This window comes from Staphylococcus sp. FSL K6-0223 (assembly GCF_038008285.1).
On record NZ_JBBOYX010000006.1, the window covers coordinates 1 to 22,795 of the forward strand.

Below are 22,795 nucleotides of genomic sequence, written 5' to 3' on the forward strand. Positions count from 1 at the left end.
ATGTCAAAATTCAAAAAAATTTCTGCTAGTGAATTTGAAACATCTCGTTTTTACCAACTCCCAAAATTTTTATTTGAAGATGGTCATTTTTCTAAAATGACAACTGACGCAAAGGTTATGTATGCTCTATTAAAAGATCGTTTTGAATTATCCAAAATCAATAACTGGATTGATGAAGAAAATAATATATATCTACTATATACAAATAAACAATTATGTTCCATTTTACAATACGGAGAACCTAAAATTATCAAATTGAAAAAAGAGCTAGAAAAATTCAATTTAATTATAAATGAAAGACAAGGACTAAATAGACCTAACAAAATATACCTTTTAGAACCTAGTTATGACAAGGAACTAACAAATCGTAAGTTCCAGAACAAACAAATTATTAGTTCAAGAACTAACGAAAATATAGTTCAAGAACTAACAATTTGTAAGTCTAATGATACTGATATTAATGATACTGAGAATAAAGAAACTGAGAATAATGATACGTATGATATGAATGATAGTGAACATATAGCCAACCCTAATACTTCTCATTCGAATCATCCAAATCATCAATCTAATGAATTTGATAATAATGCCTTAAAATATCATTTACTTCAAGAAATTCCCGATCAACTTCAAACCTATTTAAATAACTTTGAAGTTGATGAAATACAAATTATTAAAAGTGTCATACTTAAAGCTAAATCATCATTTAATAATGAAAAGAATACAGTATACATGTTAGAAGATATTGAGTTTGAGATGATTAATGTGCTCAAACGTTTTAAAGCAACATTAATTCAAAAAAGCGAAAGTGTCGAAGCCATGCAAGGTTATTTAATGCGTTCAATTAAAACAGAACTCGAAGAAATGCATTCCTTAAATATGCGACGTCAAAACGCGCCACAAAACCATATATTCGACACATCACACTATTTATGATTGAACGTATGTCGCCTTGAATCTAAATATTTCGCAAAAAAATACGTCCGTTGGATAATCAAATTTAAATAAGATGGATGATGTTGTCGCGCATACATCACTAGATCTTGAAATTCTATAAAATTGTGATTTTCAATCATATCAATAATGTTATTAAACACTTCGGACTGACCTTGATCTAATAAAAATTGGTTTAAGTCAAAACCACAACCACTTTCAATATCATTGATATCATAAAGCGTTTTATCTGAATTAGAGGCATGAATAAAATAATCAAACATGCCCTTAGGAGACATAATAATTTCAATATGCCTCGGTGTATTTAAGTGTTGTTGAAGTAGTTCAGAGACTTGAGAATAACTTTTTAAAGAATCAAAGAATAAAGCACCGTGTTTATGTGATTTTTTGATTAATCCCGTTGATTGATCTATATCTTGATTGTGCCACGGGCTTAAAATATAAGGAATATGCATCTGTTCCAAAATATCTTGATAGTTAGATGGCGTGCTTTCTTCATATATTAAAAAAGCCCACTTATTCGAACGCTTATCTTTCGTCATCATGGACATCCTTTCTGTGATTATTGATTAATGATGCCATGGGGGGTCGTAGTAACCCCATGGCACTGTTAAGATACACATGCGTTGTGTTTATCACTTCGTGTACCACAACGCATGTGTATCTTAACGTTTGTGGCCTGCAAACCATAGATAACGATGATGACGTTGAGGTTTTGAAAAGTAATAATTCGGGTGCATATGTGTAATTTCTTCATGAATTTGAGGTTCAATCTTTTTTAATATATCGTGAGCTTGCTGTTTCCGGGGAATTTTAATTGCCACACGGACTTCATTTTGACGAACATCAACGAGCGATTTTCCAACCATTTTATTAAAGTATTGCTGGACAGAATTTGTTTTACTTTTGCCGTTATTTTGCCAATCCTGAGTCGTGTCTGTGTCAACATCTTGTTTAAGATAATGTCGTAAAACCATTGTGTGATAAACAGATTTGATATGATTCGTGAGTTGATCTTTCAATAAACGAATCATTAAATCGATAACTATTAACATCAATGCTAAGACTAATAAGTAAAATGTAAGTTGATATACACCATTTGAAATGATTGTGATATAGTGTGTGACGTTTCGCGTATCGATAATATCAATTTGAGACACAATAAAGTTTAATAGGACAAAGAGTTTACTAACCATAACTGTCAAAATAGCGAACAGGAACAAGTAAATGATAATATCATACACACGCATGAAATAGGTTTTCCTCATCACAATACACCTGCTTTCGTATAGTAAGTCGGACATAACAAGGGTAAGACTTGATAGGGAGATTCACTATCAATCACTTGGATTAGACCTGTCCCTTTACCAATGGGTATCACAATACCTTCTGGATCTAAATCGGGGAATAAAAATTGTGTGGTTTTTTTATTAATATTACCGATTTGAATCAGCACATTGAGTTGTTCTCTAACGGAAACCGGGATGGTTTGATGATCAAATCGTTGAGACACCAGTAATAAATGAACTTTGGTGGCACGACCTAATAAAGCAATTTGAGATAGTAATGAAAAGAACGCGTCTTTAATGGTCTTATTCACACCTTCAGCTAAAGCGAGCACTTCATCAATCACAATGGTTAGGTGATCAAATTGATAGTCTGGATCGTCATAAAGAATGGTTTGTCGTTGTTGAATAACTTGAAGGCAATGACTTAAGTTTTCATTAATTTCAGATAAAAAATCAGACTTAGATCGATTTTGATGAGGGTGAATCACAGTAATATCATGAATACGTGCCCAACGGCTCGGTGTATCAAACTTAGGGTCAACAATAATGAGTTCTGATATCGGTTTTAATACACTTAGTAAGTACGTCAGCATATAAGATTTACCACTGCCTGAATTACCTGCGATCGCTATAGATGTAATGTTTTGATAGTTTAAAGTTAATTGTTTCATGATCGGAATTTGTTGATTCGTTAGAGACGACGTAAAACGATCTAAATCAGAAATCACTAAGCGTTCTGATATCCCTTGTTGCCATGGGAAAAACAAAGCGCGTTGCGTATGAATATCGTCGGTATCCATAGGTACGAAATACGCAGAATTCTGTTTTAACAATGTGAATTTGGGATATAAAGCTGCACTCGCAATGAGAAATATTTTTTGATATAAGTCATCGTCCACAATATAGCCTGCAGGCAGGCGAGGAAGAAAGTAAAAACCTTCTTCCGTGACCTTGCAGGTGAAACTATTGGTATAACTGGTTTCGCCTTGCATCATGGATCCTAGTGCCATATTTAAGCTTTGTAGGAGATATTGTTCGAGCTCTTTGGCTGTCATTATTTAACCTCCTTCAGATCTGAAGCTTTGAAGTAAACATCATAACGGACTTCACAAGCTTCTAAATGATCAAAAGTAATGACGCTCATATAATTAGGTAATGTCACTTCATTTTCGAATTTAACTGTGAAGGGCGGTAAGCCTTCTTGAACAAACCAGGCTTTATACGCAATAATTTCTCCGGTAGGCTGATTATTCTCAAAACGCTGTTGCGGATAAAGTTCTGTACTTAAGCTATAAATGGGTTTTTTATTATCAATATAATTGGAAGCTATTTCAGTTGAATAGCCACCTTTTTTGAAATTAGATTGAATTTTCATGTGAAACATCCTTTCTATCCTATTGATGCGCATCGTTTAGGAAATATAAATAGAATTAATCAAAGATATCTGTGATTGATTAAATTTTCGCAAATGAAGTGATAAAATAATAGGTGAAAAAATTTATTCGGTTTTTGGAGGTAATAGCGTGATTATCATTAATAACAAAGGAATCAATGACTTAGATTTTAATTATTGGATGAATAATCAATTAACTGATGACAATATCGAAGAAATTTTAGAGGGGTCTGATTTAAGTATGGAACAAGAAATTTTTAAAAGTAATTATAAAAAATTCTTGGAGATAGATGGCAAAAAGGAAAGATGGTATTCTCTGGAAGAAGCTGCGTATATTATTAATGGGAATTATTTTTCAATTTATGAGGAAGATAGCAAAAAGCGAAGTGTCACAACAGACTATGTAAAAAATAAAAGTAATGATATCTTAAATAATATAGAAAATGGAACAAACCAAAATTGGAATAAATATCATTACCCACAAAAAAGGAAGTTTGCATTCAAAAAAGTAAAGTATGTTAATGAAGATATGATCGATGAAATATTAAGAGATGATGTAACAAAACCTGAAAAAATAAAACGAGGTAATATATCAATCGAAGAGTTGCTACCTAATCAAAATAGAATAGCAAAATATATTAGACAGAATGAGAATATACATAATAAAAGTATAATGATAGATTACCTAAATCAATTAAGTGATACACTGGCAAAATCATTAGACGACGTACGTTATTTTTCAAATAAACTATCATTATTTAAATCTGTTATTAAAGATTCTAGAGAAATAGCACAAAATATACATAGGGATCACGATATAGATAATAAAGAAAAATATGAACTTCTGAAAAAAGAATATAGTAATTTTTTAGAAAACTGTATACGTTTTTCTAATGAATATTTAGATATACTAGATATCAAAAATATTTTTAATATTTTTGATACTAAGAAAATTGTTTTAAATCTGTCTTATTATACGAAAATGTGGGAGGTTCCTGATATTAATAATGAACAACCGATAAATAATAATTTACAAAAGTTTGTTGATTTGAAAAAGAAGAAGTATTTAAATAATGTACATTGGAGTAAAAATAAGATACTTAAACAATTAAATGAAATTGAAGTTAAACCCGTTACTTTAAAAGATGGTACTAGTGAAACAGAACGCGTGGCAGAGTGGATGTATAGAAATAAAACAAAAGTTGTTTATGAAATTATAAATAAAGAATTTGATGATGTTTATGATTTACTTAACGGTATGTTGAAGTCTGAATACACAGAACTTATGGGCTATATGAGAATATGGCATAACTTAAGCAAAAATTTATAAGTCTTAGTAACCTGTTATACACTTTAATTGGAGGAGTTAACGTGTATTTCAAAAATATGGATTTCTTGATTGACCTATACAAGAATTTTAACGAAGTAGGGATTTTTGCAGTAATATATATTATATATGCGCTTATTCAAATTCTAAGTCAAAATATTTTATATAAAAGACAAAAGATGGAAAGAGTAAAAACACTGATAATCAATATAATTTTATACATATTTATAACACTAGTAGCATTAATGTACTTGTTAGCAATGATTTTTTATTCACTCAGTGCATATCCTAAAGAAGAAGTGATTAAATATATAACAGATTGGGATAAAATTAGTTTGCCAGCTATATTACTTGTTCTTTATTCGTTATTATTCCCTATTTTTATATTTCCATTTGTAGGAAAACGACGTAGAAAAAACTATTTTGCAGAAAATGTAAATAATTGTATTATTGAAAGAGAAATTATAGATAGAGTGAGTATTAATGGTAGAGATAAATTAATTCTAAAAGATGCCTTAGGATATCAGACAGAAAAAGATATAACAGGAATAAAGGATTTAAAAATTAGTACATCTCAAAAAAAATCTTGGTTAACGTTAGAAGACATTAAAATAGCTACGATGAGTCTAAGAGATAAACAATTACTGTTAAAAATGATTATAGGTTTAATAATATTTGGGGTCCCTACAGGGTATTTTGTGTGGAACTTCATCAGTGTCGTTGATGATTGGGATAGAATAATGCACGCAAATGATATATTTATGTATATGGGTCTTTTCACGTTACCATTAATGGTAACAGTTGAGTTATATGTAGTTGCATTTATTATTACCAAAAATTTATTTAAAAAGAAAAAATGATAACAAATTTATATTAAGAGAAAATAACTTATCAAAGGTCGTATATTAGAACATGATATATATAGTTCGCCTATCTATCAAGAATCAATCTAGTCGCAGAGAGGGATCATTACTTTGCTAATCATTTTCGTTAATTGGACTATAACATTGGTTGGTGGAGAAATGTAAAAGACTATTATTATTGATTTTGTAGGATTTTTTTGGTTAATAAGTCTTTTCTTATACTATCAACAATACGGTAATTAGCTTGTCAAAGGATTTTACTCTTTCCAATCAATTGTGGATTTGTATCGGTGTAGAAAGTATTTTGTACCAAGCGTCTACCTGCTTTATTTCTAATGAAAAATCAGTTAGTAAATCTTTAATCATTTTTCTCTTAGAAAACCAATTTGAACGGTTCTGAGAAATATAATATAAAGATAAAAAATTGACATATGATTTATACAGTGCTAAAATTTAAAATGTATATAGGAGAGGTCTTGCCACAAGTAGACATTGAAAAAATAGAGAGTCCATGCTAAAAGTTGGAATTGAAAAAATGGAGAGGTCTTGCCACAAGTAGACATTGAAAAGCGACCAAATATTTGGTCGCTTTATTTTTATACTGTAGGAGAAATTATGAAATTATACTATGTTGATGAAGATTATATTAATGAATTAAGAAATGTAGATGAGAGAGTATTATTAAATAAATCCACTCGTCCTTATTTAGGAGTTGTATTATCTATTAATGATCTTAATTATTTTGTCCCCTTAAGTTCCCCTAAAGAAAATAAAAAACTAAATAATCAACTATCAATAAAATTGTTTGAGGTTAATAATATTCAAAATAGATTAGGATATCTATTATTTTTAAATATGATACCTGTTCCTGATAAATATCTTTCTAAAATAGATATGCAATACATAAAGGAGCAAGATTTAGAATATTATAACTTATTAACTAACCAATTAATTTTTATTAGGCAAGAAAATCAAAGAATCGTAAATAAAGCCCAAAAAGTATATAAAAATGCTGTGATAAAAAAAGTTTCATTTTTTGAATCAATGTGTGTAGATTATTTAGCATTGGAAAGATATGTGAAAGATTTAAAACAGTAAAAAAGATAATTCTGTCAATAATTCCCCTCAACATACTCAGAAGAATTTTAGTGTAAAGTCTTTGTAATTGTCTATCTTAGTTAATTAGATGTTTACTATTATTTCTATATTAATATATAGCTAAAATTAATAAAATAGAAGTCATTAGCTGAATTACTTATGAATCAAAATAAATTTTATATACAAAATGTCATTTTTGAGTACGCTCTAAATAAACAAAAATAGTCCTCTTATTAAAATAAGAGGACTATTTTTGTTTAAAATTATTCAAGACCATTCGCTTTCTAACATACTCATTTGCCATAAATTATAATATTCTCCATTTAATTTTCTAAAGTCTCTTTTTTCTCCTTCTTTTATAAATCCAATCTTTTTGTAACTTTTAATAGCTGATTTATTAAAGGCAAAAACACCTAATTCAATTCTGTGTAGTCCCAAATCTTCAAAAGCCTTTTTCAATAATTTCTTTATTATTTTAGGGCCTAATCCTTGGCCACGCATTTGCGGATCACCTACTAAAACTTTACTTAACGTGGCGGAACAATTTTTAAAATCTATATTATTTAAAGCAATATGACCTATAATTTTTTTTGAATTATTTTCTTCAATGATAACTTTATAAATTATTTTACTAGAATTTTCTTTATTTGTGTCTTTAATATATTCCTTTAATTGTTCTTCATCTAGGGGATAATTAAAATCTGTACCTGCCCATTTGACTAAAAGTTCAGGAGAGTTTATCCAGTTTATTAATAAATCAAAATCTTTCTCCTCAAAATATTCAAACTTAATCAATAAATTACTCCTTAAATAATAGGTTATTAACTATAAAAATTCAGTGAATGTTGCAATATAAACAACCACTACAATTTTTTGATACTTTCTTCATCAACTTTCTATCTTAAATTTTCGATTTTTTATAAAGCGTTTTGTATTATCTAAATAACTCTTTACAATTTACTGATTTTTAAGCTTTTGCTAATAGATTTATGCAACTTTAATATTATAAGTAAATCTATGCACTTCATCATTAAATTTAAATTCTGCCCAAATTTTATACATCCCTTTTTTAGGAAAATGAGCATAAAAGGTTGTAGAATCAGGTGATTCTGGGTGAACATGAATATAATCAGTTAATTGCTCATCAAATATAATCACATGTCCTAAAGCTCCTAAATAAGGTTGGGGAGTTAATTCTGTATTGAAAGTTAAAGGGACATGTTCATCTTCTTTAGCACTTATAGAATTTAAAGTTACATGAACTCCTTTGTTAACTTTTACCCAATTTTTATCAGAATTTAAAGATGTTGTAGAGGTTATTTTATCTCCAATTTGCAGTTCAATAGGATGAACGGAATACACATGGTTTTTTGGTGTAACATCAACAAAAGCCTGGTAAGTTCCTGGCTCTAATTGTTGGTTAATTATAAATAAACCTTCATGCTTTTTTTGAGGGTGTAGGTGGTAATATTTCTCCATGTCATTAGATACTAAAACGAAATGCATTTCTTTTTCATGCATAGTATCTAATAATGGGGCATTATTAAATTCATCTTCTAACGTAATTTCTATATTACCATCTCTATATACAACATTTGCTTTAATTTCGGGTTTGTTTGAATGATATTCATGATTATGATTCATATTTTTATCCTCCTTAATTTTTAATAAGGGCATATCATTAAACGATATGCCCAACTATTTAAATTATTTAATTACATCGTAACCTTGATCTTCAATAGCTTCTTTAAAGTCGTTGAAAGCTACTTGATTTTCATCAAATTCAACTTCCACATTCCCATTCGCCAAGCTTACTTCTGAAGATGTTACACCATCTAATCCATTTAATGCTTTTTCAATTGAATGCTTGCAATGGTCACAGCTCATACCTTCTACATTAATAACTTCGTTAGTCAATGTTGTCACCTCCTTTCAAGAAATATAAGATTCTTATAATTTCATACGTTTTAGACGTAAAGCGTTTGTGACAACACTTACAGAACTTAAAGCCATTGCTGCTCCCGCAACCCAAGGTGCTAGCAGACCAATTGCTGCTATAGGGATACCTGCAACATTGTAACCAAACGCCCAAAATAGATTTTGGCGAATATTACGAATTGTAGATTTACTTGCTTTTATTGCTTTTGGAATTAATAAAAGGTCTCCTCCTAAAATAGTTATATCAGCAGCTTCGATTGCAACTTCTGTACCTGTACCAATGGCAATACCAATATCTGCTTTAACTAGTGCTGGAGCATCATTGACACCATCTCCAACCATAGCTACTTTTTTACCTTCAGATTGAATTTCTGCTACTTTAGAAGCTTTTTCTTCTGGTAAAACCTCTGCAATAATCGTGTCTATACCAACTTGTTTTGCTATTGCTTGTGCGGTACGTTTGTTATCACCAGTTAACATAGCAACTTCAATACCTAATTCATGAAGTTTTTGAATAGCTTGTTGGGCAGTATCTTTAACTGTATCAGCTACAGCGACAACCCCTCTCAATTCGTTATCTACGCTTATAAGCATTGCAGTTTTTCCTTCTTTTTCAAATTGAGCGAGATTTGTTTCAGCTTCATTAGTTTGGATTCCTTTTTCACTCATTAGTTTTCGATTTCCGACAAAAAGTTCTTTACCATCAATTGTTGCATTTATACCGCGCCCTGGTATAGCTTCAAAATGGTCTACTTCTAAAAATTCTAATGATTTTTCTTTAGCATAACTTACGATAGCTTCAGCTAGTGGGTGTTCAGAACCTTTTTCTGCACTAGCTAACAATTGTAATGTTTGATCATCTCCACTAAAATCAGTGACTTCAGGTGTGCCATTTGTTATAGTGCCAGTTTTATCTAAAACAACTGTATTAATAGCGTGTGTACCTTCAATGTGTTCTCCACCTTTAAATAGAATGCCATTTTCAGCAGCTTTTCCGGTACCCACCATTATAGAAGTAGGCGTAGCTAAGCCTAACGCACAAGGACAAGCGATAACTAATACTGCTATTGCAGCAACTAAGGCTGGTTCAAATTGTCCCGGCTGAACTAATGAAATCCATATAATAAATGTGAAAATCGCGATACCTACAACGATAGGTACAAAATATCCAGAAATAATATCTGCTAGTCTTTGTATTGGCGCTTTAGAACCTTGCGCTTCTTCGACAACTTTAACAATGGAGGCAAGAGCTGTATCTTTACCAACTTTTGTTGCTTCAACAGTAATTGCTCCATTTTTATTCATTGTTGATCCTATAACATTATCATTTTGCATTTTTTCAACAGGAATAGATTCACCTGTCAACATTGACTCGTCAATTGAAGTCATACCTTTAATTATTTTGCCATCTACTGGTATTTTTTCTCCTGGTTTGATAACTAAATAGTCTCCTTCTTTTACCTCACTTAAAGGAACCATAGTCTCTTCACCGTTGCGTAATATACGTGCTTCTTTAGCTTGTAAATTCAACAATTTACTTAACGCATTTGTTGTTTGTGTTTTAGCACGTGCTTCTAAATACTTTCCGAAAAGAATTAAAGTAATTAATACAGCACTTGTTTCAAAATATAGGTGTGGCTCATAATTTGTATTAATTAACCACTTAATCGATTCATAAATACTATAAAAGAAGGCTGCGCTTGTACCTAAAGCGACAAGAACATCCATATTTGCTGACCCATTACGAAGGTTTTTATAAGCGCCTACATAAAATTGCCAACCAATAACAAATTGAACAGGCGTTGCTAATACAAATTGGAACCACGGGTTCATAAATATATGTGGTATTTGAATACCAAATAAATGAACGAACATTGTCATTAACAATGGAGCTGCTAAAACAGCTGAAACAACTAATTTAATTAACTGTCGTTTTAATTGTTTTTCTTTTTGGGAACTTTTTTCTGATGCTTCTTTTTTAGGTTGTGCCTCATACCCTAGGTTTTTAATACGTTGTTGAAATTCATCTACAGACGTCATATCAGGGTTGTATTCTACAGTAGCACTTTCTGTGGTTAAATTAACTGTAGCCTTATTTACACCTGAGATTCGATTTAAAACTTTTTCGATTTTATTCGAACAAGCTGCACACGTCATTCCCATTACATCGAGATCCACTTTTTCGGTTAAAACTCCATAACCTGTTTTTTGAATTGTATTTGCAATATCTTCTAATGATGTAACATTGGGGTTATATTCAATTGTAGCTTTCTCTGTAGAAGGATTTACATTAGCGTTAACTTCATCTAATTTATTTAGATTTTTTTCTACTTTATTCGAGCAAGCTGCACATGTCATGCCTGTGATACCTAATGAGGTTTTTTTAATATTTTCACTCAATTATTTCTTTCCTCCTATTTTGAAAATTGTTTTAATACAACCATCAATTCTTTGATACTTTCTTCTCCGTTGCCATTTTTAATACCTTCACTTACACAATTAGATATATGGTCTTCAGTTACTATAAAACCCACTTGTTTTAGGGCTGATTGTATTGCTGTTATTTGTACTAGTACATCTATACAATATCTATCTTCTGCTATCATTGATTGTAAACCGCGCATTTGTCCTTCTAATCTTTTGAGTCTATTGAGCAATGCGTCATTGTTTTTAACAGTAGTAGTGTTCAATTTCACCCCTCCTCATATACCCTAACGGGGTATCTCTTGTTGGAATCTATATTATACCCCTAGTAGGTATAAGTCAATACAAAAGTTTCATATAAAAAATTAATATTTATAGTTTGTTTTAAGAGGTACACTTGTATAAAATGTATGCTAAAACTTATATTAGGAGAGATATATTTGGATAAAAATATACAACTTGAGCTTTACACAAGACCTACATGCTCTGATTGCCAAGAATCAAAAAGGTATTTAAACTCTCAAGAGATTAGTTATAGTCATAAAGATGTAAGTCAAAATTTGGACTTAGAAGAAGAAATGAAAAAAATATCAGGCAACCGAATTGTTCCCTTATTTGTTTTTTATAAAAAAATTTTTTGGGGTAAAAAAAAGTTGTTTAAATATTACGTGGGATTTGAAAATAACAAAAAAGATATATTAAATATATTGGAATAATTAAATAAACAGCCATTATTAAAAAATAATGGCTGTTTATTTAATGATGATGTTGACTGTCTTCTTCTTTCACGATACAAAACAATTTTTCACTATGATTATTGTTAGAAGTTTCAGTCTGTATTGTGACATGTTGAATATTTTGATGATTGAGTTCATGTTCTATACGTTTAAGTAAAAACTCATTTTCAGTAATGGTCATTGGGTTCTGTTGCAAAGTAAAAAATATAGCTAATCACTAATATATCATGTCAGTGTTCGTTTAACTTGCTAGCATGATGCTAATTTCGTGGCATGGGGAAAATCCGTAGATCTGAAGAGACCTACGGTTCTTTTTATATAGAGCGTAAATACATTCAATACCTTTTAAAGTATTCTTTGCCGTATTGATACTTTGATATCTTGTCTTTCTTACTTTAATATGACGGTGATCTTGCTCAATGAGGTTATTCAGATATTTCGATGTACAATGACAGTCAGGTTTAAGTTTAAAAGCTTTAATTATTTTAGCCATTGCTGCCTTCGTTGAAGGTGCCTGATCTGTAACTACCTTTTGAGGCTTACCAAATTGTTTAATGAGACGTTTGATAAACGCATATGCTGAATGATTATCTCGTTGCTTACGCAACCAAATATCTAATGTATGTCCCTCTGTATCAATGGCACGATATAAATAGCTCCATTTTCCTTTTATTTTGATATACGTCTCATCAATACGCCATTTGTAATAAGCTTTTTTATGCTTTTTCTTCCAAATTTGATATAAAATTGGGGCATATTCTTGAACCCAACGGTAGATCGTTGAATGATGAACGTTTACACCACGTTCTCTTAATATTTCAGATATATCACGATAGCTCAATGCATATCTTAGATAGTAGCCAACGGCTACAGTGATAACATCCTTGTTAAATTGTTTATATCTGAAATAGTTCATACAGAAGACTCCTTTTTGTTAAAATTATATTATAAATTCAACTTTGCAACAGAACCATTTAGAATATTAAAATTCCTTCATTACACTCTTGGCGGTTTCACTTATCAACTTATCATTTGGCTTATCACTTTTATTGTCTTTATTCGTAAAAATGACTAAAACAATAGGTTCAGATTGGCCCTTAGGATAAACAAAAGCAACATCATTTCTAGAAGCATATGTTATTGCTTGACCACTTTTATCAGCAACCTTACAGTCTTTTGAAACACCGTCTTTAATTAAAGTATCTCCGCTTTTATTATTTAACATTAAATCAAGTAAGAATTTTTTGTTTTCTTTGCTTAATTTTCCATTTGCGATAAGTTTATTTAAAGTCTTACCGAAAGCAGCAGGTGTTGAAGTATCTTTTTTGCTCTTTGGTGAATAGTAATTTAATTCTATCTCATATCTAACTGGATTTGTTACTTTATCTCCTAGTTCTTTTAGACGTTGTTTAACTTTTTTGATTCCACCAATTTCTTTTATAATTTTATTGTTTGCTGTATTATCACTATATGCCATTGAAGCCTCAATAAGTTCTTTTAAAGTGATATCTTTTCCTACATATTTTTCTAAAATAGGAGAATAAGCAACTATATCATCTTTGTTAATATGTATTTTTTTATTTAACTTATTATAAGGTACTTGTTCTAACAAAATAGCACTATTTATCGCTTTTGAAGTCGAAGCATAGGCAAATCTCTTATCTGAATTAAATTTTACTTCCTTACCACTTTTAGTATCTAAAGCATAAACACCAATATGAGCATTATATTTTTTTTCTAAATCATTTAACTCTTTGGCATGTGAACTGTTTGAATTACATGCACTTAAAACTAAAGCAATTGCAATTAAAAATATTAACTTTTTCAAAATAAACCCTCCAATATTACAAATGTAATTTTTACGAATATATAATATTACATTTGTAATATTTGTGTCAATTATTTATTATAAATATTTGAAAGAAGGTGTCAAAATGGCTAAATTACTAATAATGAGCGTAGTAAGCTTTTGTTTTATATTTCTATTGTTAGTATTTTTTAGGTATATATTAAAACGCTATTTTAATTATAGTTTAAATTATAAAGTTTGGTATCTAACTGTGCTTGCTGGATTAATTCCTTTTATCCCAATTAAATTCTCTTTTATAAAATTTAATAATGTGAATAATCAATCGCCCACAGTTGAAAGTAGGTCACACGACTTGAACCATAACATAAATACCACCAAACCTGTTCAAGAGTTCACAACAGATATCCATAAGTTTAATTGGGATTCAATTGATAATATCTGCACAGTTATTTGGATAGTTTTGGTTATTATTTTAAGTTTTAAATTTTTGAAATCCTTATTATATCTTAAATATTTAAAGAGACAGTCACTTTATCTAAACGAAAATGAAAAAAATAAAATAGATACGATACTTTTCAACCATCAATATAAAAAAAATATTGTGATTCGAAAAGCAGAGACTATTCAATCTCCAATAACTTTTTGGTATGGGAAATATATTATTTTGATTCCTAGTTCATATTTTAAAAGTGTAATTGACAAAAGACTAAAATATATAATATTGCATGAATATGCTCATGCTAAAAATAGAGATACTTTACATTTAATTATCTTTAATATCTTCTCTATTGTTATGAGTTACAATCCATTAATACATATTGTAAAAAGAAAGATAATTCATGACAATGAAGTAGAAGCCGATAGATTTGTTCTTAATAATATTAACAAAAATGAATTTAAAACTTATGCGGAATCTATTATGGACTCCGTATTAAATATTCCATTTTTTAATAAAAATATATTAAGCCATTCATTTAATGGTAAAAAGTCATTACTCAAAAGAAGATTAATTAATATAAAAGAAGCCAATTTGAAAAAACAGTCCAAATTAATTCCAATTTTTATTTGTATTTTTACTTTTTTGCTCATGGTAATTCAAAGCCAGTTTTTGATGGGGCAATCCATAACTGATTATAATTATAAAAAGCCCTTACAGAACGATCACCAAATTTTAGATGAAAGTAAAAATTTTGGTTCAAATAGTGGATCTTTCGTCATGTACAGCATGAAGAAAGACAAATACTATATTTATAATGAAAAAGAAAGTAGAAAGAGATATTCTCCTGATTCAACTTATAAAATTTATTTAGCGATGTTTGGACTTGACCATCATATCATAAGTGATAAAAATTCACGTATGTCATGGAATCATAAACATTATCCTTTCGAGTCTTGGAATAAGGAACAAGATTTAAATACAGCAATGCAAAATTCAGTTAATTGGTACTTCGAACGTATTAGTAATCAAATACCAAAGAACTATACTGCGGCTCAACTCAAGCAATTAAATTATGGTAATGAAAACTTGGGAAGTTATAAAAGCTATTGGATGGAAGATAGTTTGAAAATATCTAATCTTGAACAAGTAATAGTTTTTAAAAATATGATGGAACAAAATAACCATTTTAGTAAAAAAGCAAAGAATCAATTATCTTCTTCATTATTGATTAAGAAAAATGAAAAGTATGAACTGTATGGGAAAACAGGTACAGGTATAGTAAACGGGAAGTATAATAATGGGTGGTTTGTAGGTTACGTAATTACAAATCATGATAAGTATTATTTTGCTACACATTTATCAGATGGAAAGCCGTCTGGGAAAAATGCTGAATTAATCAGTGAAAAAATATTAAAAGAAATGGGTGTTTTAAATGGCCAATAAGCAAGTTGAAATATCTATGGCTGAATGGGATGTTATGAATATAATATGGGATAAAAAATCAGTATCAGCTAATGAAATTGTAGTTGAAATTCAAAAATATAAAGAAGTTAGCGATAAAACGATTAGAACATTAATCACAAGACTATATAAAAAAGAGATTATAAAACGATACAAATCAGAGAATATTTATTTTTACTCATCAAATATTAAAGAAGACGATATTAAAATGAAAACTGCTAAAACCTTTCTTAATAAACTGTATGGAGGGGACATGAAAAGTTTAGTGCTGAATTTTGCGAAAAATGAAGAATTAAATAACAAAGAAATTGAAGAATTGCGAGACATTTTAAATGATATTAGTAAAAAGTAATTAGAGATATGTTTCAAACATAATACATATGTAAACTATGCTTGACTCTTATTAAATTAGTTTTGTTAATAACATTTAAAATATTTTATTAAATATGAGAGTGTCCAGAAAATAACCATTTTCTGTACACTCTCTTTTTATATCTAGATATATAGCTAGTATACATATTTTAGTGTTCAATAACCCAACAGAAAATCTATGTTCATAAATATGGTTAGAATTAAGTTATGGTACAATGAAAATCTACATAGGAGGTTTGTATTTTGAAAATAGGTTATGCAAGAGTCTCAACTGGTTTGCAAAATTTGAATTTGCAGGAAGATCGATTAAATCAATATGGTTGTGAAAAGATATTTAGCGATCATATAAGTGGATCAAGAAGTAAACGTCCTGGTTTAGATAAAGCTATTGAATTTGCGAGGTCAGGAGATACGATTGTTGTTTGGAGACTAGATAGATTAGGACGTAACATGGAAGATTTAATCACATTAGTTAATGAACTTAATAATCGAGGCGTGAGTTTTCATAGTTTAGAAGAAAATATAACAATGGATAAATCAAGTTCTACAGGACAATTGTTATTTCATTTATTCGCAGCATTTGCAGAGTTTGAACGTAATTTAATTTTAGAACGTTCTTCAGCGGGGCGAATGGCAGCTCGTGCTAGAGGACGCTATGGAGGTCGACCCGAAAAATTAAATAAACAAGATTTGACTTTACTCAAAACACTTTATGATAATGGAACCCCGATTAAAACTATTGCAGAGCAATGGAAAGTTTCACGTACAACAATCTATCGTTATCTCAATAAGTTAAATAACCAAGAAAATAAAGATAAATAAAAAATATTACTGAGTTTTAAGAAAGATAAAAGTTAGACAGGATACACCCTAATCATACATATATAATTGTTGAATTTATAGCAACTTAAACGTATGATTAGGGTGTATATTAATTGTGGAGTGAAAATGAATGATTATAGGCTATGCAAGAGTATCTTCGATAGATCAGAATTTAGAGAGACAGCTAGATAATTTGAAAACATTTGGCGTAGAGAAAATATTTACAGAGAAACGATCGGGGAAATCAGTAGAAAATAGACCTGTATTTCAAGAAGCACTTAACTTTGTGAGAATGGGCGATAGATTTGTGGTAGAATCGATTGATCGCTTAGGTCGTAATTATGATGAAGTGATTAACACAGTTAATTATTTAAAAGATAAAGAGGTTCAATTGATGATTACTAGCTTACCTATGATGAATGAAGTCATTGGCAATCCATTATTAGATAAATTTATGAAAGACCTAATCATTCAAATATTAGCAATGGTTTCAGAACAAGAACGAAATGAAAGTAAACGTAGACAAGCACAAGGTATTAAAGTTGAGAAAGAAAATGGTGTATATAAAGGACGCCCTCTATTGTACTCACCTAATGCTAAAGATCCTCAAAAACGCATTATTTATCATAGAGTTGTAAAAATGTTAGAAGAAGGTCAAGCAATTAGTAAGATTGCGAAAGAAGTTAATATAACAAGGCAGACTGTTTATAGAATTAAACACGATAATAATTTGGTTTAATAAACTTTACTTCGATACAAATGAGAGCTTCTCACAGCGTCTCAAAACAGATGATCATAATCTATTATGAGCTTTTAATAATAAAACAAGAAAAGAGAGCGTAAATATGCGCTCTCTTTTCTCATTAACATTTGTTTTTGAATATGAACGTAATTTAGAAATAATATTTATTGGTATTTCAAGAATATATATATAATTATTTACTAAGTCCATTTAAAAAAATTTGAGAGAACTTGTTCATAAGTTTAATTCTTTCATTAATATTTTGTTCATGTGTAAAGGTAACAATTCCATTAACAGCGTTTGCTGCTATTTTACTAACAGCATTAACATCATTAATACACCATTCGCCATTTAAATTACCCTCCTTAAAAATTACATGATAAGCATCTATATATTTGTTTTCTAATTTATTCATTTTTTCATTAATGCTATTAGTTTTATAATATTCAGTGCAAAATTCAATTATTGCGTTTTGAAGTGGATAATAGTATTCGGTTGTTAAAGATAGTTCATTATATAAATAAAATTTTTCTCTATTAGTTTTACATTTGATTTGTTCCTTTTTCCACTGTTCTTGCCATTTAGATTCTTCTATATTTAAAATTTCTAAAAATAGATTTTCTTTTGTTTTAAAGTGATAATAAAGATTCCCTTTACTACTTTCTGATAATTTAACAATTTCTCCAGTAGTAGTGGCATTATATCCATTTTTTATAAATAATTCCTTTGCGACACCTAGTATTTTATCTTTCAAGTTCATCACGCCTTTAATGAGTATTAAGTACTATCAATGATAGCACAAAAAATTCAAAGAATAATTGTATAACACAATACAGCCATTTAAATTTCGCAAGATTTTTTGTTGTAATATGTAAAAAAATAGATTATAATCCTTATAGACCGGTCGAACGGTCTATAAGGATTGGAGGGAACTTAAATGATTTCATTTTTTACAAAAACTACTGATATGATGACATCAAAAAAAAGATGGACTGCACTAGTAGTATTAGCTGTTAGTTTGTTTGTTGTTACAATGGATATGACAATATTAATTATGGCTTTACCGGAATTAGTAAGAGAGTTAGAGCCTTCTGGTACCCAACAGTTATGGATAGTTGATATATACTCTCTTGTTTTAGCTGGCTTTATAATTCCATTGAGTGCCTTTGCTGATAAATGGGGAAGAAAAAAAGCATTATTAACTGGATTTGCTTTATTTGGCCTCGTTTCATTAGCTATATTTTTCGCAGAAAGTGCAGAGTTCGTAATAGCTATTCGATTTTTACTTGGTATTGCAGGTGCTTTAATAATGCCAACTACTCTTTCAATGATAAGAGTAATTTTTGAAAACCCTAAAGAAAGGGCCACTGCATTAGCTGTATGGTCAATCGTTTCATCGATAGGTGCTGTTTTTGGACCAATTATCGGAGGAGCTTTACTTGAGCAATTTTCATGGCACTCGGCATTTTTAATTAATGTACCGTTTGTGATAATAGCAGTTGTAGCAGGTTTATTTTTATTACCAGAGTCTAAGTTATCAAAAGAAAAGTCTCACTCGTGGGATATTCCTTCTACAATTTTATCAATTGCAGGCATGATTGGACTGGTATGGAGTATCAAAGAATTTTCAAAAGAAGGACTAGCAGATATTATTCCATGGGTTGTAATAGTATTAGCAATTACCATGATAGTGATATTTGTTAAACGTAATTTATCAAGTTCTGATCCAATGTTAGACGTAAGACTTTTTAAAAAGAGATCATTTTCAGCTGGTACAATTGCTGCATTTATGACAATGTTTGCAATGACATCTGTTTTGTTATTAGCTTCACAATGGTTACAGGTTGTGGAAGAACTTTCTCCTTTTAAAGCTGGCTTATACCTATTACCTATGGCAATAGGAGATATGGTGTTTGCACCAATTGCACCCGGATTAGCGGCGCGATTTGGACCGAAAATAGTGTTACCTTCCGGAATTGGAATTGCAGCCATTGGCATGTTTATTATGTATTTCTTTGGTCATCCATTATCATATTCTACAATGGCTTTAGCATTAATTTTAGTTGGAGCTGGTACGGCTTCACTAGCAGTTGCATCTGCTCTAATAATGTTAGAAACACCTACATCAAAAGCAGGTAATGCAGCTGCTGTTGAAGAGTCTATGTATGACCTTGGAAATGTTTTTGGTGTAGCAGTACTTGGTAGCCTATCTTCTATGCTTTATCGTGTATTTTTAGATATTTCATCTTTTTCATCAAAAGGTATAGTTGGAGATTTAGCTCATGTAGCTGAAGAATCTGTAGTGGGCGCTGTCGAAGTAGCTAAAGCTACGGGGATAAAACAGCTTGCAAACGAGGCTGTAACATCATTTAATGATGCTTTTGTAGCAACTGCTTTAGTAGGTGGGATTATCATGATTATCATTTCAATAGTTGTCTATTTGTTAATTCCCAAATCACTTGATATAACTAAACAAAAATAGTACTAAACATATATTTTTAGATATTGTAGATTAGTTTATTTTTAAAATTAGTAATAGTTAAAAAGTAGAACCATTAATTTTAAATGGTTCTACTTTTTTATTATTAAGTAAAATTATAAAAGACAATTTCTTAAATTAATAATATGATATACCTATATCTAATAATTTATTAGTATTAATAAACCTTGAAAGGATGATTAACTGATGAATAGAGCAGATATTTTTAAAATATTTGATGTAGAACTTAATATAACTATATTTTTAGGAGCACTAGTAGCAACTTTCATCTATTTTATAAGTTACATGAACAATGTAAATGAATTAATTACATTATGCTTAACATTAGCTTTTCCTGCATATTTATTAAAAATTAGCAGATCGTTCGAGGTTATTTTATTAGAGGAAAAAATAAAAAATAGTAAAATCAAAATCTGTGACAAAGATAGAATTGAACGAGAGATACTGGTGAAAAAGAACCTAATAGATGAACTATTGTTTCCTAATAGAGTTATTAAAAAATATACACTGACAATTTTAATTTACAGTATAGGTATTATTATTCTTTTACTACTTTGTAATATGTTAAGTTATGGAATTGGTGAAAATGTCAATTTTATCTGGAGATTACTAGCTTGTTATGTAACGAGTGTCACAGTGATTATAGTTGCCTTGATTATAATGATAATGATATTTGATCTTATAATTGGATTACTATTAAATTTTCAAATATTTTTAAAAAATAAAAAGTATGATGACTTTTTATAATTATTCGATTTATATAATGAAAAATTAAATGATTAAACATAGAAACCTCAAAACAAACCATATTTAATAGAGTTTATGGCGCCTTATACAAATAAAGGCTATGCTGTTAAAGAATTATGTAGCTATCTTCAGATTAATATGGATGATGTTTATACTATTGGCGATAGAAAATTGATTTACCTATGTTTAATACCCTAGATAATTCTTCTGATAATTTAGTTTTTGTTAGAGTTTAACATAACTGATGATTATCAGAAGTTATTTAAAATAAGAGTGTGTCATTACAGTCTAAAGTAATGACACACTCTTTCAATATATATATAATACTAATACTTATTTTTTTCCAAAAATTCTCCTAACACTTCATCAACTATAGCTTTTATAGATGTATCCTTATCTAATGCCATTTGATTTAGTCTTTTTTTTATATCAGTGTCCACTCTCATAGTCGTACTTTTAGATACCGGTTTATAATTTTCCGTATATTTTACCTCAGATGTATCTATGTTATCTAAAAATCCTGCCATAAATATCACTCACCCTCAATTAATCTAATTCTATTAACTAATTCTTCGTAGACTTTGTTAAACATATATATAACTTTTTTGTCATGCATATCTTTATCTTTTATTCCATCAGCGGCAAATTTTTTTATTCTTTCTCTTTGATATATCTGGTTCTCAAAGAGTGCTTCAGAAAATGCTGATTTAGACATATCTAATATCTGTTTATCTACACGTCCACTTTTTTTAATTAATACTGGAACAGCGCCAACCAATTCAAACGATAAATCTGATTCTTTTTTTCGATCCCTTAAAAAATTAACAAATGAAAGACTACTTTCATAAGCAGATTGTTGTGTTTGAAATACCATTAAAATGTAATCACTTGCATAAACAGCATTATTAGTGAAATCAGAGTTAATAGTAGGTGGTACATCAATAAATATATAGTCGAAATCGTGAATTTCTTTAATTTTTTCAACCACATTTTTTAAAATATATCTTTTCTTTAGAATATCTGTCTTTGAAATGATATCGGATAAGTTAGCCAAAGATGAATCAGCTGGTAATAGTGATAATTTGGAAGTTAATTTCACAATACTTTGATCTATATTTCCATTTTTTAGCATGTTTATAAATGAAATCTTTTCTTCCTCAAATTCCGGATAAGTTCTTTTCATAATTTGAGTTGCATTTCCCTGAGGATCAAAATCTATTAAAAGTACTTTTTTATCATAATTTTCAGATGCAATATAAGAAAGTAACGTGGCTACTGTTGTTTTACCTACACCACCTTTAAAATTTCCAACTGTTATTATGCTCAAAATAATACCTCCCATTTACTATGTCTTTACTCTTTACATTAGTTCACTATCCTAATTGGGTTTTTGTTACATGTAACATGTTACTATTGAAATTACTTTTTTTCAATCTTTATTTACTATGTCTTTACTCTTTACATTAGTTCACTATCCTAATTGGGTTTTTGTTACATGTAACATGTTACTATTGAAATTACTTTTTTCAATCTTTATTTACTATGTCTTTACTCTTTACATTAGTTCACTATCCTAATTGGGTTTTTGTTACATGTAACATGTTACTTATAAGAAGTTACATAATTTATTGTTTCTTCTTTTTTACTTTGTTACTATTAACTTAGATTTTAATAAAGTAAAAAGCGTTTAGTCGTTGGCCCGACTAAACGCTTTAGGTAATAAACGCTAACATATATACTCTAAATGATGCGTTGTTTATATAATAAGTACATATAATTATATAGTATAAACAATATGACTTCAAGAATGAGATATTATTAAATATAATAACGCGTCTTATTACCTCTATCTAAATATGAAAAAGAAGAGGTTTATATT

25 protein-coding genes and 2 pseudogenes are annotated in these 22,795 nt (G+C 29.4%); 12 read left to right on the plus strand and 15 right to left on the minus strand.

Annotation, left to right across the window (positions count from 1 at the left end):
* The coding region (locus tag MHI13_RS23080) for a replication initiator protein A (protein WP_000032810.1) at nucleotides 1-936 on the plus strand (936 nt) is incomplete at its 5' end.
* Here MHI13_RS23080 and MHI13_RS23085 read toward each other — a convergent pair.
* From MHI13_RS23085 to MHI13_RS23100, 4 genes are all read right to left on the minus strand, one after another.
* Nucleotides 927-1,496, minus strand: coding sequence for a replication protein (locus MHI13_RS23085; protein ID WP_000159079.1), 570 nt, complete (start codon nucleotides 1,494-1,496; stop codon nucleotides 927-929). The two genes, MHI13_RS23080 and MHI13_RS23085, sit on opposite strands and share 10 nt — an antisense overlap.
* Before the next feature lie 123 nt (nucleotides 1,497-1,619).
* Nucleotides 1,620-2,222: a hypothetical protein gene (locus tag MHI13_RS23090; RefSeq protein ID WP_001233000.1), complete on the minus strand. Its 603-nt coding sequence runs from the start codon at nucleotides 2,220-2,222 to the stop codon at nucleotides 1,620-1,622.
* The gene (locus MHI13_RS23095; RefSeq protein WP_000125496.1) at nucleotides 2,222-3,298 is read right to left on the minus strand and encodes a hypothetical protein; all 1,077 of its coding nucleotides are present in this window, start codon (nucleotides 3,296-3,298) and stop codon (nucleotides 2,222-2,224) included. The genes MHI13_RS23090 and MHI13_RS23095 overlap by 1 nt, the downstream gene beginning before the upstream one ends.
* Complete coding sequence (locus tag MHI13_RS23100; RefSeq protein ID WP_000701704.1) at nucleotides 3,298-3,618, minus strand: hypothetical protein; 321 nt, start codon at nucleotides 3,616-3,618, stop codon at nucleotides 3,298-3,300. Before MHI13_RS23100 ends, MHI13_RS23095 begins: the two co-directional genes overlap by 1 nt.
* A 148-nt stretch (nucleotides 3,619-3,766) precedes the next feature.
* Here MHI13_RS23100 and MHI13_RS23105 point away from each other — a divergent pair, with 148 nt between their 5' ends.
* The 3 genes from MHI13_RS23105 to MHI13_RS23115 all read left to right on the plus strand — a co-directional run bounded on the left by MHI13_RS23105 (nucleotide 3,767) and on the right by MHI13_RS23115 (nucleotide 6,924).
* Nucleotides 3,767-4,966, plus strand: coding sequence for a hypothetical protein (locus tag MHI13_RS23105; RefSeq protein WP_001831368.1), 1,200 nt, complete (start codon nucleotides 3,767-3,769; stop codon nucleotides 4,964-4,966).
* A gap of 41 nt (nucleotides 4,967-5,007) precedes the next feature.
* Complete coding sequence (locus tag MHI13_RS23110; protein WP_001832799.1) at nucleotides 5,008-5,823, plus strand: hypothetical protein; 816 nt, start codon at nucleotides 5,008-5,010, stop codon at nucleotides 5,821-5,823.
* 549 nt (nucleotides 5,824-6,372) lie between these two features.
* On the plus strand, nucleotides 6,373-6,924 hold the full coding sequence (locus MHI13_RS23115; protein ID WP_002488419.1) for a type III toxin-antitoxin system ToxN/AbiQ family toxin: 552 nt from the start codon (nucleotides 6,373-6,375) through the stop codon (nucleotides 6,922-6,924).
* A 267-nt stretch (nucleotides 6,925-7,191) separates the two neighbouring features.
* Here MHI13_RS23115 and MHI13_RS23120 read toward each other — a convergent pair whose 3' ends face one another.
* From MHI13_RS23120 to MHI13_RS23140, 5 genes are all read right to left on the minus strand, one after another.
* Nucleotides 7,192-7,719, minus strand: a complete 528-nt coding sequence (locus tag MHI13_RS23120) for a GNAT family N-acetyltransferase (protein WP_001831394.1) — start codon at nucleotides 7,717-7,719, stop codon at nucleotides 7,192-7,194.
* A gap of 192 nt (nucleotides 7,720-7,911) precedes the next feature.
* Nucleotides 7,912-8,568 carry a hypothetical protein gene (locus MHI13_RS23125; protein ID WP_001831384.1) on the minus strand — a complete coding sequence of 219 codons (657 nt, stop codon included), beginning with the start codon at nucleotides 8,566-8,568 and terminating at the stop codon, nucleotides 7,912-7,914.
* Between the two features lie 63 nt (nucleotides 8,569-8,631).
* Nucleotides 8,632-8,841: a copper chaperone CopZ gene (copZ, locus tag MHI13_RS23130; RefSeq protein WP_001831373.1), complete on the minus strand. Its 210-nt coding sequence runs from the start codon at nucleotides 8,839-8,841 to the stop codon at nucleotides 8,632-8,634.
* Between the two features lie 33 nt (nucleotides 8,842-8,874).
* Nucleotides 8,875-11,262: a heavy metal translocating P-type ATPase gene (locus MHI13_RS23135; RefSeq protein WP_001832797.1), complete on the minus strand. Its 2,388-nt coding sequence runs from the start codon at nucleotides 11,260-11,262 to the stop codon at nucleotides 8,875-8,877.
* Between the two features lie 14 nt (nucleotides 11,263-11,276).
* Entirely contained in the window at nucleotides 11,277-11,552 is a 276-nt protein-coding gene (locus tag MHI13_RS23140) for a metal-sensing transcriptional repressor (protein WP_001831396.1), read from the minus strand.
* 174 nt (nucleotides 11,553-11,726) lie between these two features.
* Between MHI13_RS23140 and MHI13_RS23145 the strand changes: the two genes are divergently transcribed.
* A complete protein-coding gene (locus tag MHI13_RS23145) occupies nucleotides 11,727-12,002 on the plus strand; it encodes a glutaredoxin family protein (RefSeq protein WP_001831374.1) in 276 nt (91 codons plus the stop codon).
* 40 nt (nucleotides 12,003-12,042) lie between these two features.
* Here the strand turns inward: MHI13_RS23145 and MHI13_RS23150 are convergent.
* From MHI13_RS23150 to blaZ, 3 genes and pseudogenes are all read right to left on the minus strand, one after another.
* A pseudogene (locus tag MHI13_RS23150) lies at nucleotides 12,043-12,213 on the minus strand (cation-efflux pump); the annotation flags it as partial.
* A 51-nt stretch (nucleotides 12,214-12,264) separates the two neighbouring features.
* Nucleotides 12,265-12,939: an IS6 family transposase gene (locus MHI13_RS23155; RefSeq protein ID WP_001105960.1), complete on the minus strand. Its 675-nt coding sequence runs from the start codon at nucleotides 12,937-12,939 to the stop codon at nucleotides 12,265-12,267.
* Nucleotides 12,940-13,005: 66 nt separating this feature from the next.
* Nucleotides 13,006-13,851 carry a penicillin-hydrolyzing class A beta-lactamase BlaZ gene (blaZ, locus tag MHI13_RS23160; protein ID WP_000733274.1) on the minus strand — a complete coding sequence of 282 codons (846 nt, stop codon included), beginning with the start codon at nucleotides 13,849-13,851 and terminating at the stop codon, nucleotides 13,006-13,008.
* Nucleotides 13,852-13,957: 106 nt separating this feature from the next.
* Between blaZ and blaR1 the strand changes: the two genes are divergently transcribed.
* From blaR1 to MHI13_RS23180, 4 genes are all read left to right on the plus strand, one after another.
* Nucleotides 13,958-15,715 carry a beta-lactam sensor/signal transducer BlaR1 gene (blaR1, locus tag MHI13_RS23165; RefSeq protein ID WP_001096386.1) on the plus strand — a complete coding sequence of 586 codons (1,758 nt, stop codon included), beginning with the start codon at nucleotides 13,958-13,960 and terminating at the stop codon, nucleotides 15,713-15,715.
* Entirely contained in the window at nucleotides 15,705-16,085 is a 381-nt protein-coding gene (gene blaI, locus MHI13_RS23170) for a penicillinase repressor BlaI (RefSeq protein WP_001284653.1), read from the plus strand. Before blaR1 ends, blaI begins: the two co-directional genes overlap by 11 nt.
* Nucleotides 16,086-16,348: 263 nt before the next feature.
* Nucleotides 16,349-16,927 (plus strand): recombinase family protein, encoded by a 579-nt coding sequence (locus tag MHI13_RS23175; protein ID WP_001829991.1) that lies wholly within the window; start codon nucleotides 16,349-16,351, stop codon nucleotides 16,925-16,927.
* Between the two features lie 130 nt (nucleotides 16,928-17,057).
* Nucleotides 17,058-17,666 carry a recombinase family protein gene (locus MHI13_RS23180; RefSeq protein ID WP_032604868.1) on the plus strand — a complete coding sequence of 203 codons (609 nt, stop codon included), beginning with the start codon at nucleotides 17,058-17,060 and terminating at the stop codon, nucleotides 17,664-17,666.
* Nucleotides 17,667-17,862: 196 nt separating this feature from the next.
* On the opposite strand, the gene qacR is transcribed toward MHI13_RS23180, so the two are convergent.
* Nucleotides 17,863-18,429: a multidrug-binding transcriptional regulator QacR gene (gene qacR, locus MHI13_RS23185; RefSeq protein ID WP_001832666.1), complete on the minus strand. Its 567-nt coding sequence runs from the start codon at nucleotides 18,427-18,429 to the stop codon at nucleotides 17,863-17,865.
* Between the two features lie 177 nt (nucleotides 18,430-18,606).
* Between qacR and qac the strand changes: the two genes are divergently transcribed.
* From qac to MHI13_RS23540, 3 genes and pseudogenes are all read left to right on the plus strand, one after another.
* The gene (gene qac / locus MHI13_RS23190; protein WP_002449598.1) at nucleotides 18,607-20,151 is read left to right on the plus strand and encodes a QacA/B family quaternary ammonium compound efflux MFS transporter; all 1,545 of its coding nucleotides are present in this window, start codon (nucleotides 18,607-18,609) and stop codon (nucleotides 20,149-20,151) included.
* Between the two features lie 204 nt (nucleotides 20,152-20,355).
* Entirely contained in the window at nucleotides 20,356-20,916 is a 561-nt protein-coding gene (locus MHI13_RS23195; protein ID WP_001077893.1) for a hypothetical protein, read from the plus strand.
* Between the two features lie 63 nt (nucleotides 20,917-20,979).
* A pseudogene (locus MHI13_RS23540) lies at nucleotides 20,980-21,114 on the plus strand (HAD hydrolase family protein); the annotation flags it as partial.
* Between the two features lie 128 nt (nucleotides 21,115-21,242).
* Here MHI13_RS23540 and MHI13_RS23200 read toward each other — a convergent pair.
* Nucleotides 21,243-21,443 (minus strand): hypothetical protein, encoded by a 201-nt coding sequence (locus MHI13_RS23200; protein ID WP_000896836.1) that lies wholly within the window; start codon nucleotides 21,441-21,443, stop codon nucleotides 21,243-21,245.
* A 5-nt stretch (nucleotides 21,444-21,448) separates the two neighbouring features.
* Entirely contained in the window at nucleotides 21,449-22,243 is a 795-nt protein-coding gene (locus MHI13_RS23205; RefSeq protein ID WP_000022892.1) for a ParA family protein, read from the minus strand.
* Nucleotides 22,244-22,795 lie beyond the last annotated feature (552 nt).

Excerpts from the sequence above, each read along its gene's own strand:
- MHI13_RS23085 (WP_000159079.1), bottom strand. The coding sequence starts at position 1,496 with ATGACGAAAGATAAGCGTTCGAATAAGTGGGCTTTTTTAATATATGAA.
- MHI13_RS23100 (WP_000701704.1), bottom strand. The coding sequence starts at position 3,618 with ATGAAAATTCAATCTAATTTCAAAAAAGGTGGCTATTCAACTGAAATA.
- MHI13_RS23155 (WP_001105960.1), bottom strand. The coding sequence starts at position 12,939 with ATGAACTATTTCAGATATAAACAATTTAACAAGGATGTTATCACTGTA.
- qac (WP_002449598.1), top strand. The coding sequence starts at position 18,607 with ATGATTTCATTTTTTACAAAAACTACTGATATGATGACATCAAAAAAA.
- MHI13_RS23180 (WP_032604868.1), top strand. The coding sequence starts at position 17,058 with ATGATTATAGGCTATGCAAGAGTATCTTCGATAGATCAGAATTTAGAG.
- blaI (WP_001284653.1), top strand. The coding sequence starts at position 15,705 with ATGGCCAATAAGCAAGTTGAAATATCTATGGCTGAATGGGATGTTATG.
- MHI13_RS23090 (WP_001233000.1), bottom strand. The coding sequence starts at position 2,222 with ATGAGGAAAACCTATTTCATGCGTGTGTATGATATTATCATTTACTTG.
- MHI13_RS23200 (WP_000896836.1), bottom strand. The coding sequence starts at position 21,443 with ATGGCAGGATTTTTAGATAACATAGATACATCTGAGGTAAAATATACG.
- MHI13_RS23195 (WP_001077893.1), top strand. The coding sequence starts at position 20,356 with ATGAATAGAGCAGATATTTTTAAAATATTTGATGTAGAACTTAATATA.
- qacR (WP_001832666.1), bottom strand. The coding sequence starts at position 18,429 with ATGAACTTGAAAGATAAAATACTAGGTGTCGCAAAGGAATTATTTATA.
- MHI13_RS23125 (WP_001831384.1), bottom strand. The coding sequence starts at position 8,568 with ATGAATCATAATCATGAATATCATTCAAACAAACCCGAAATTAAAGCA.
- blaR1 (WP_001096386.1), top strand. The coding sequence starts at position 13,958 with ATGGCTAAATTACTAATAATGAGCGTAGTAAGCTTTTGTTTTATATTT.
- MHI13_RS23095 (WP_000125496.1), bottom strand. The coding sequence starts at position 3,298 with ATGACAGCCAAAGAGCTCGAACAATATCTCCTACAAAGCTTAAATATG.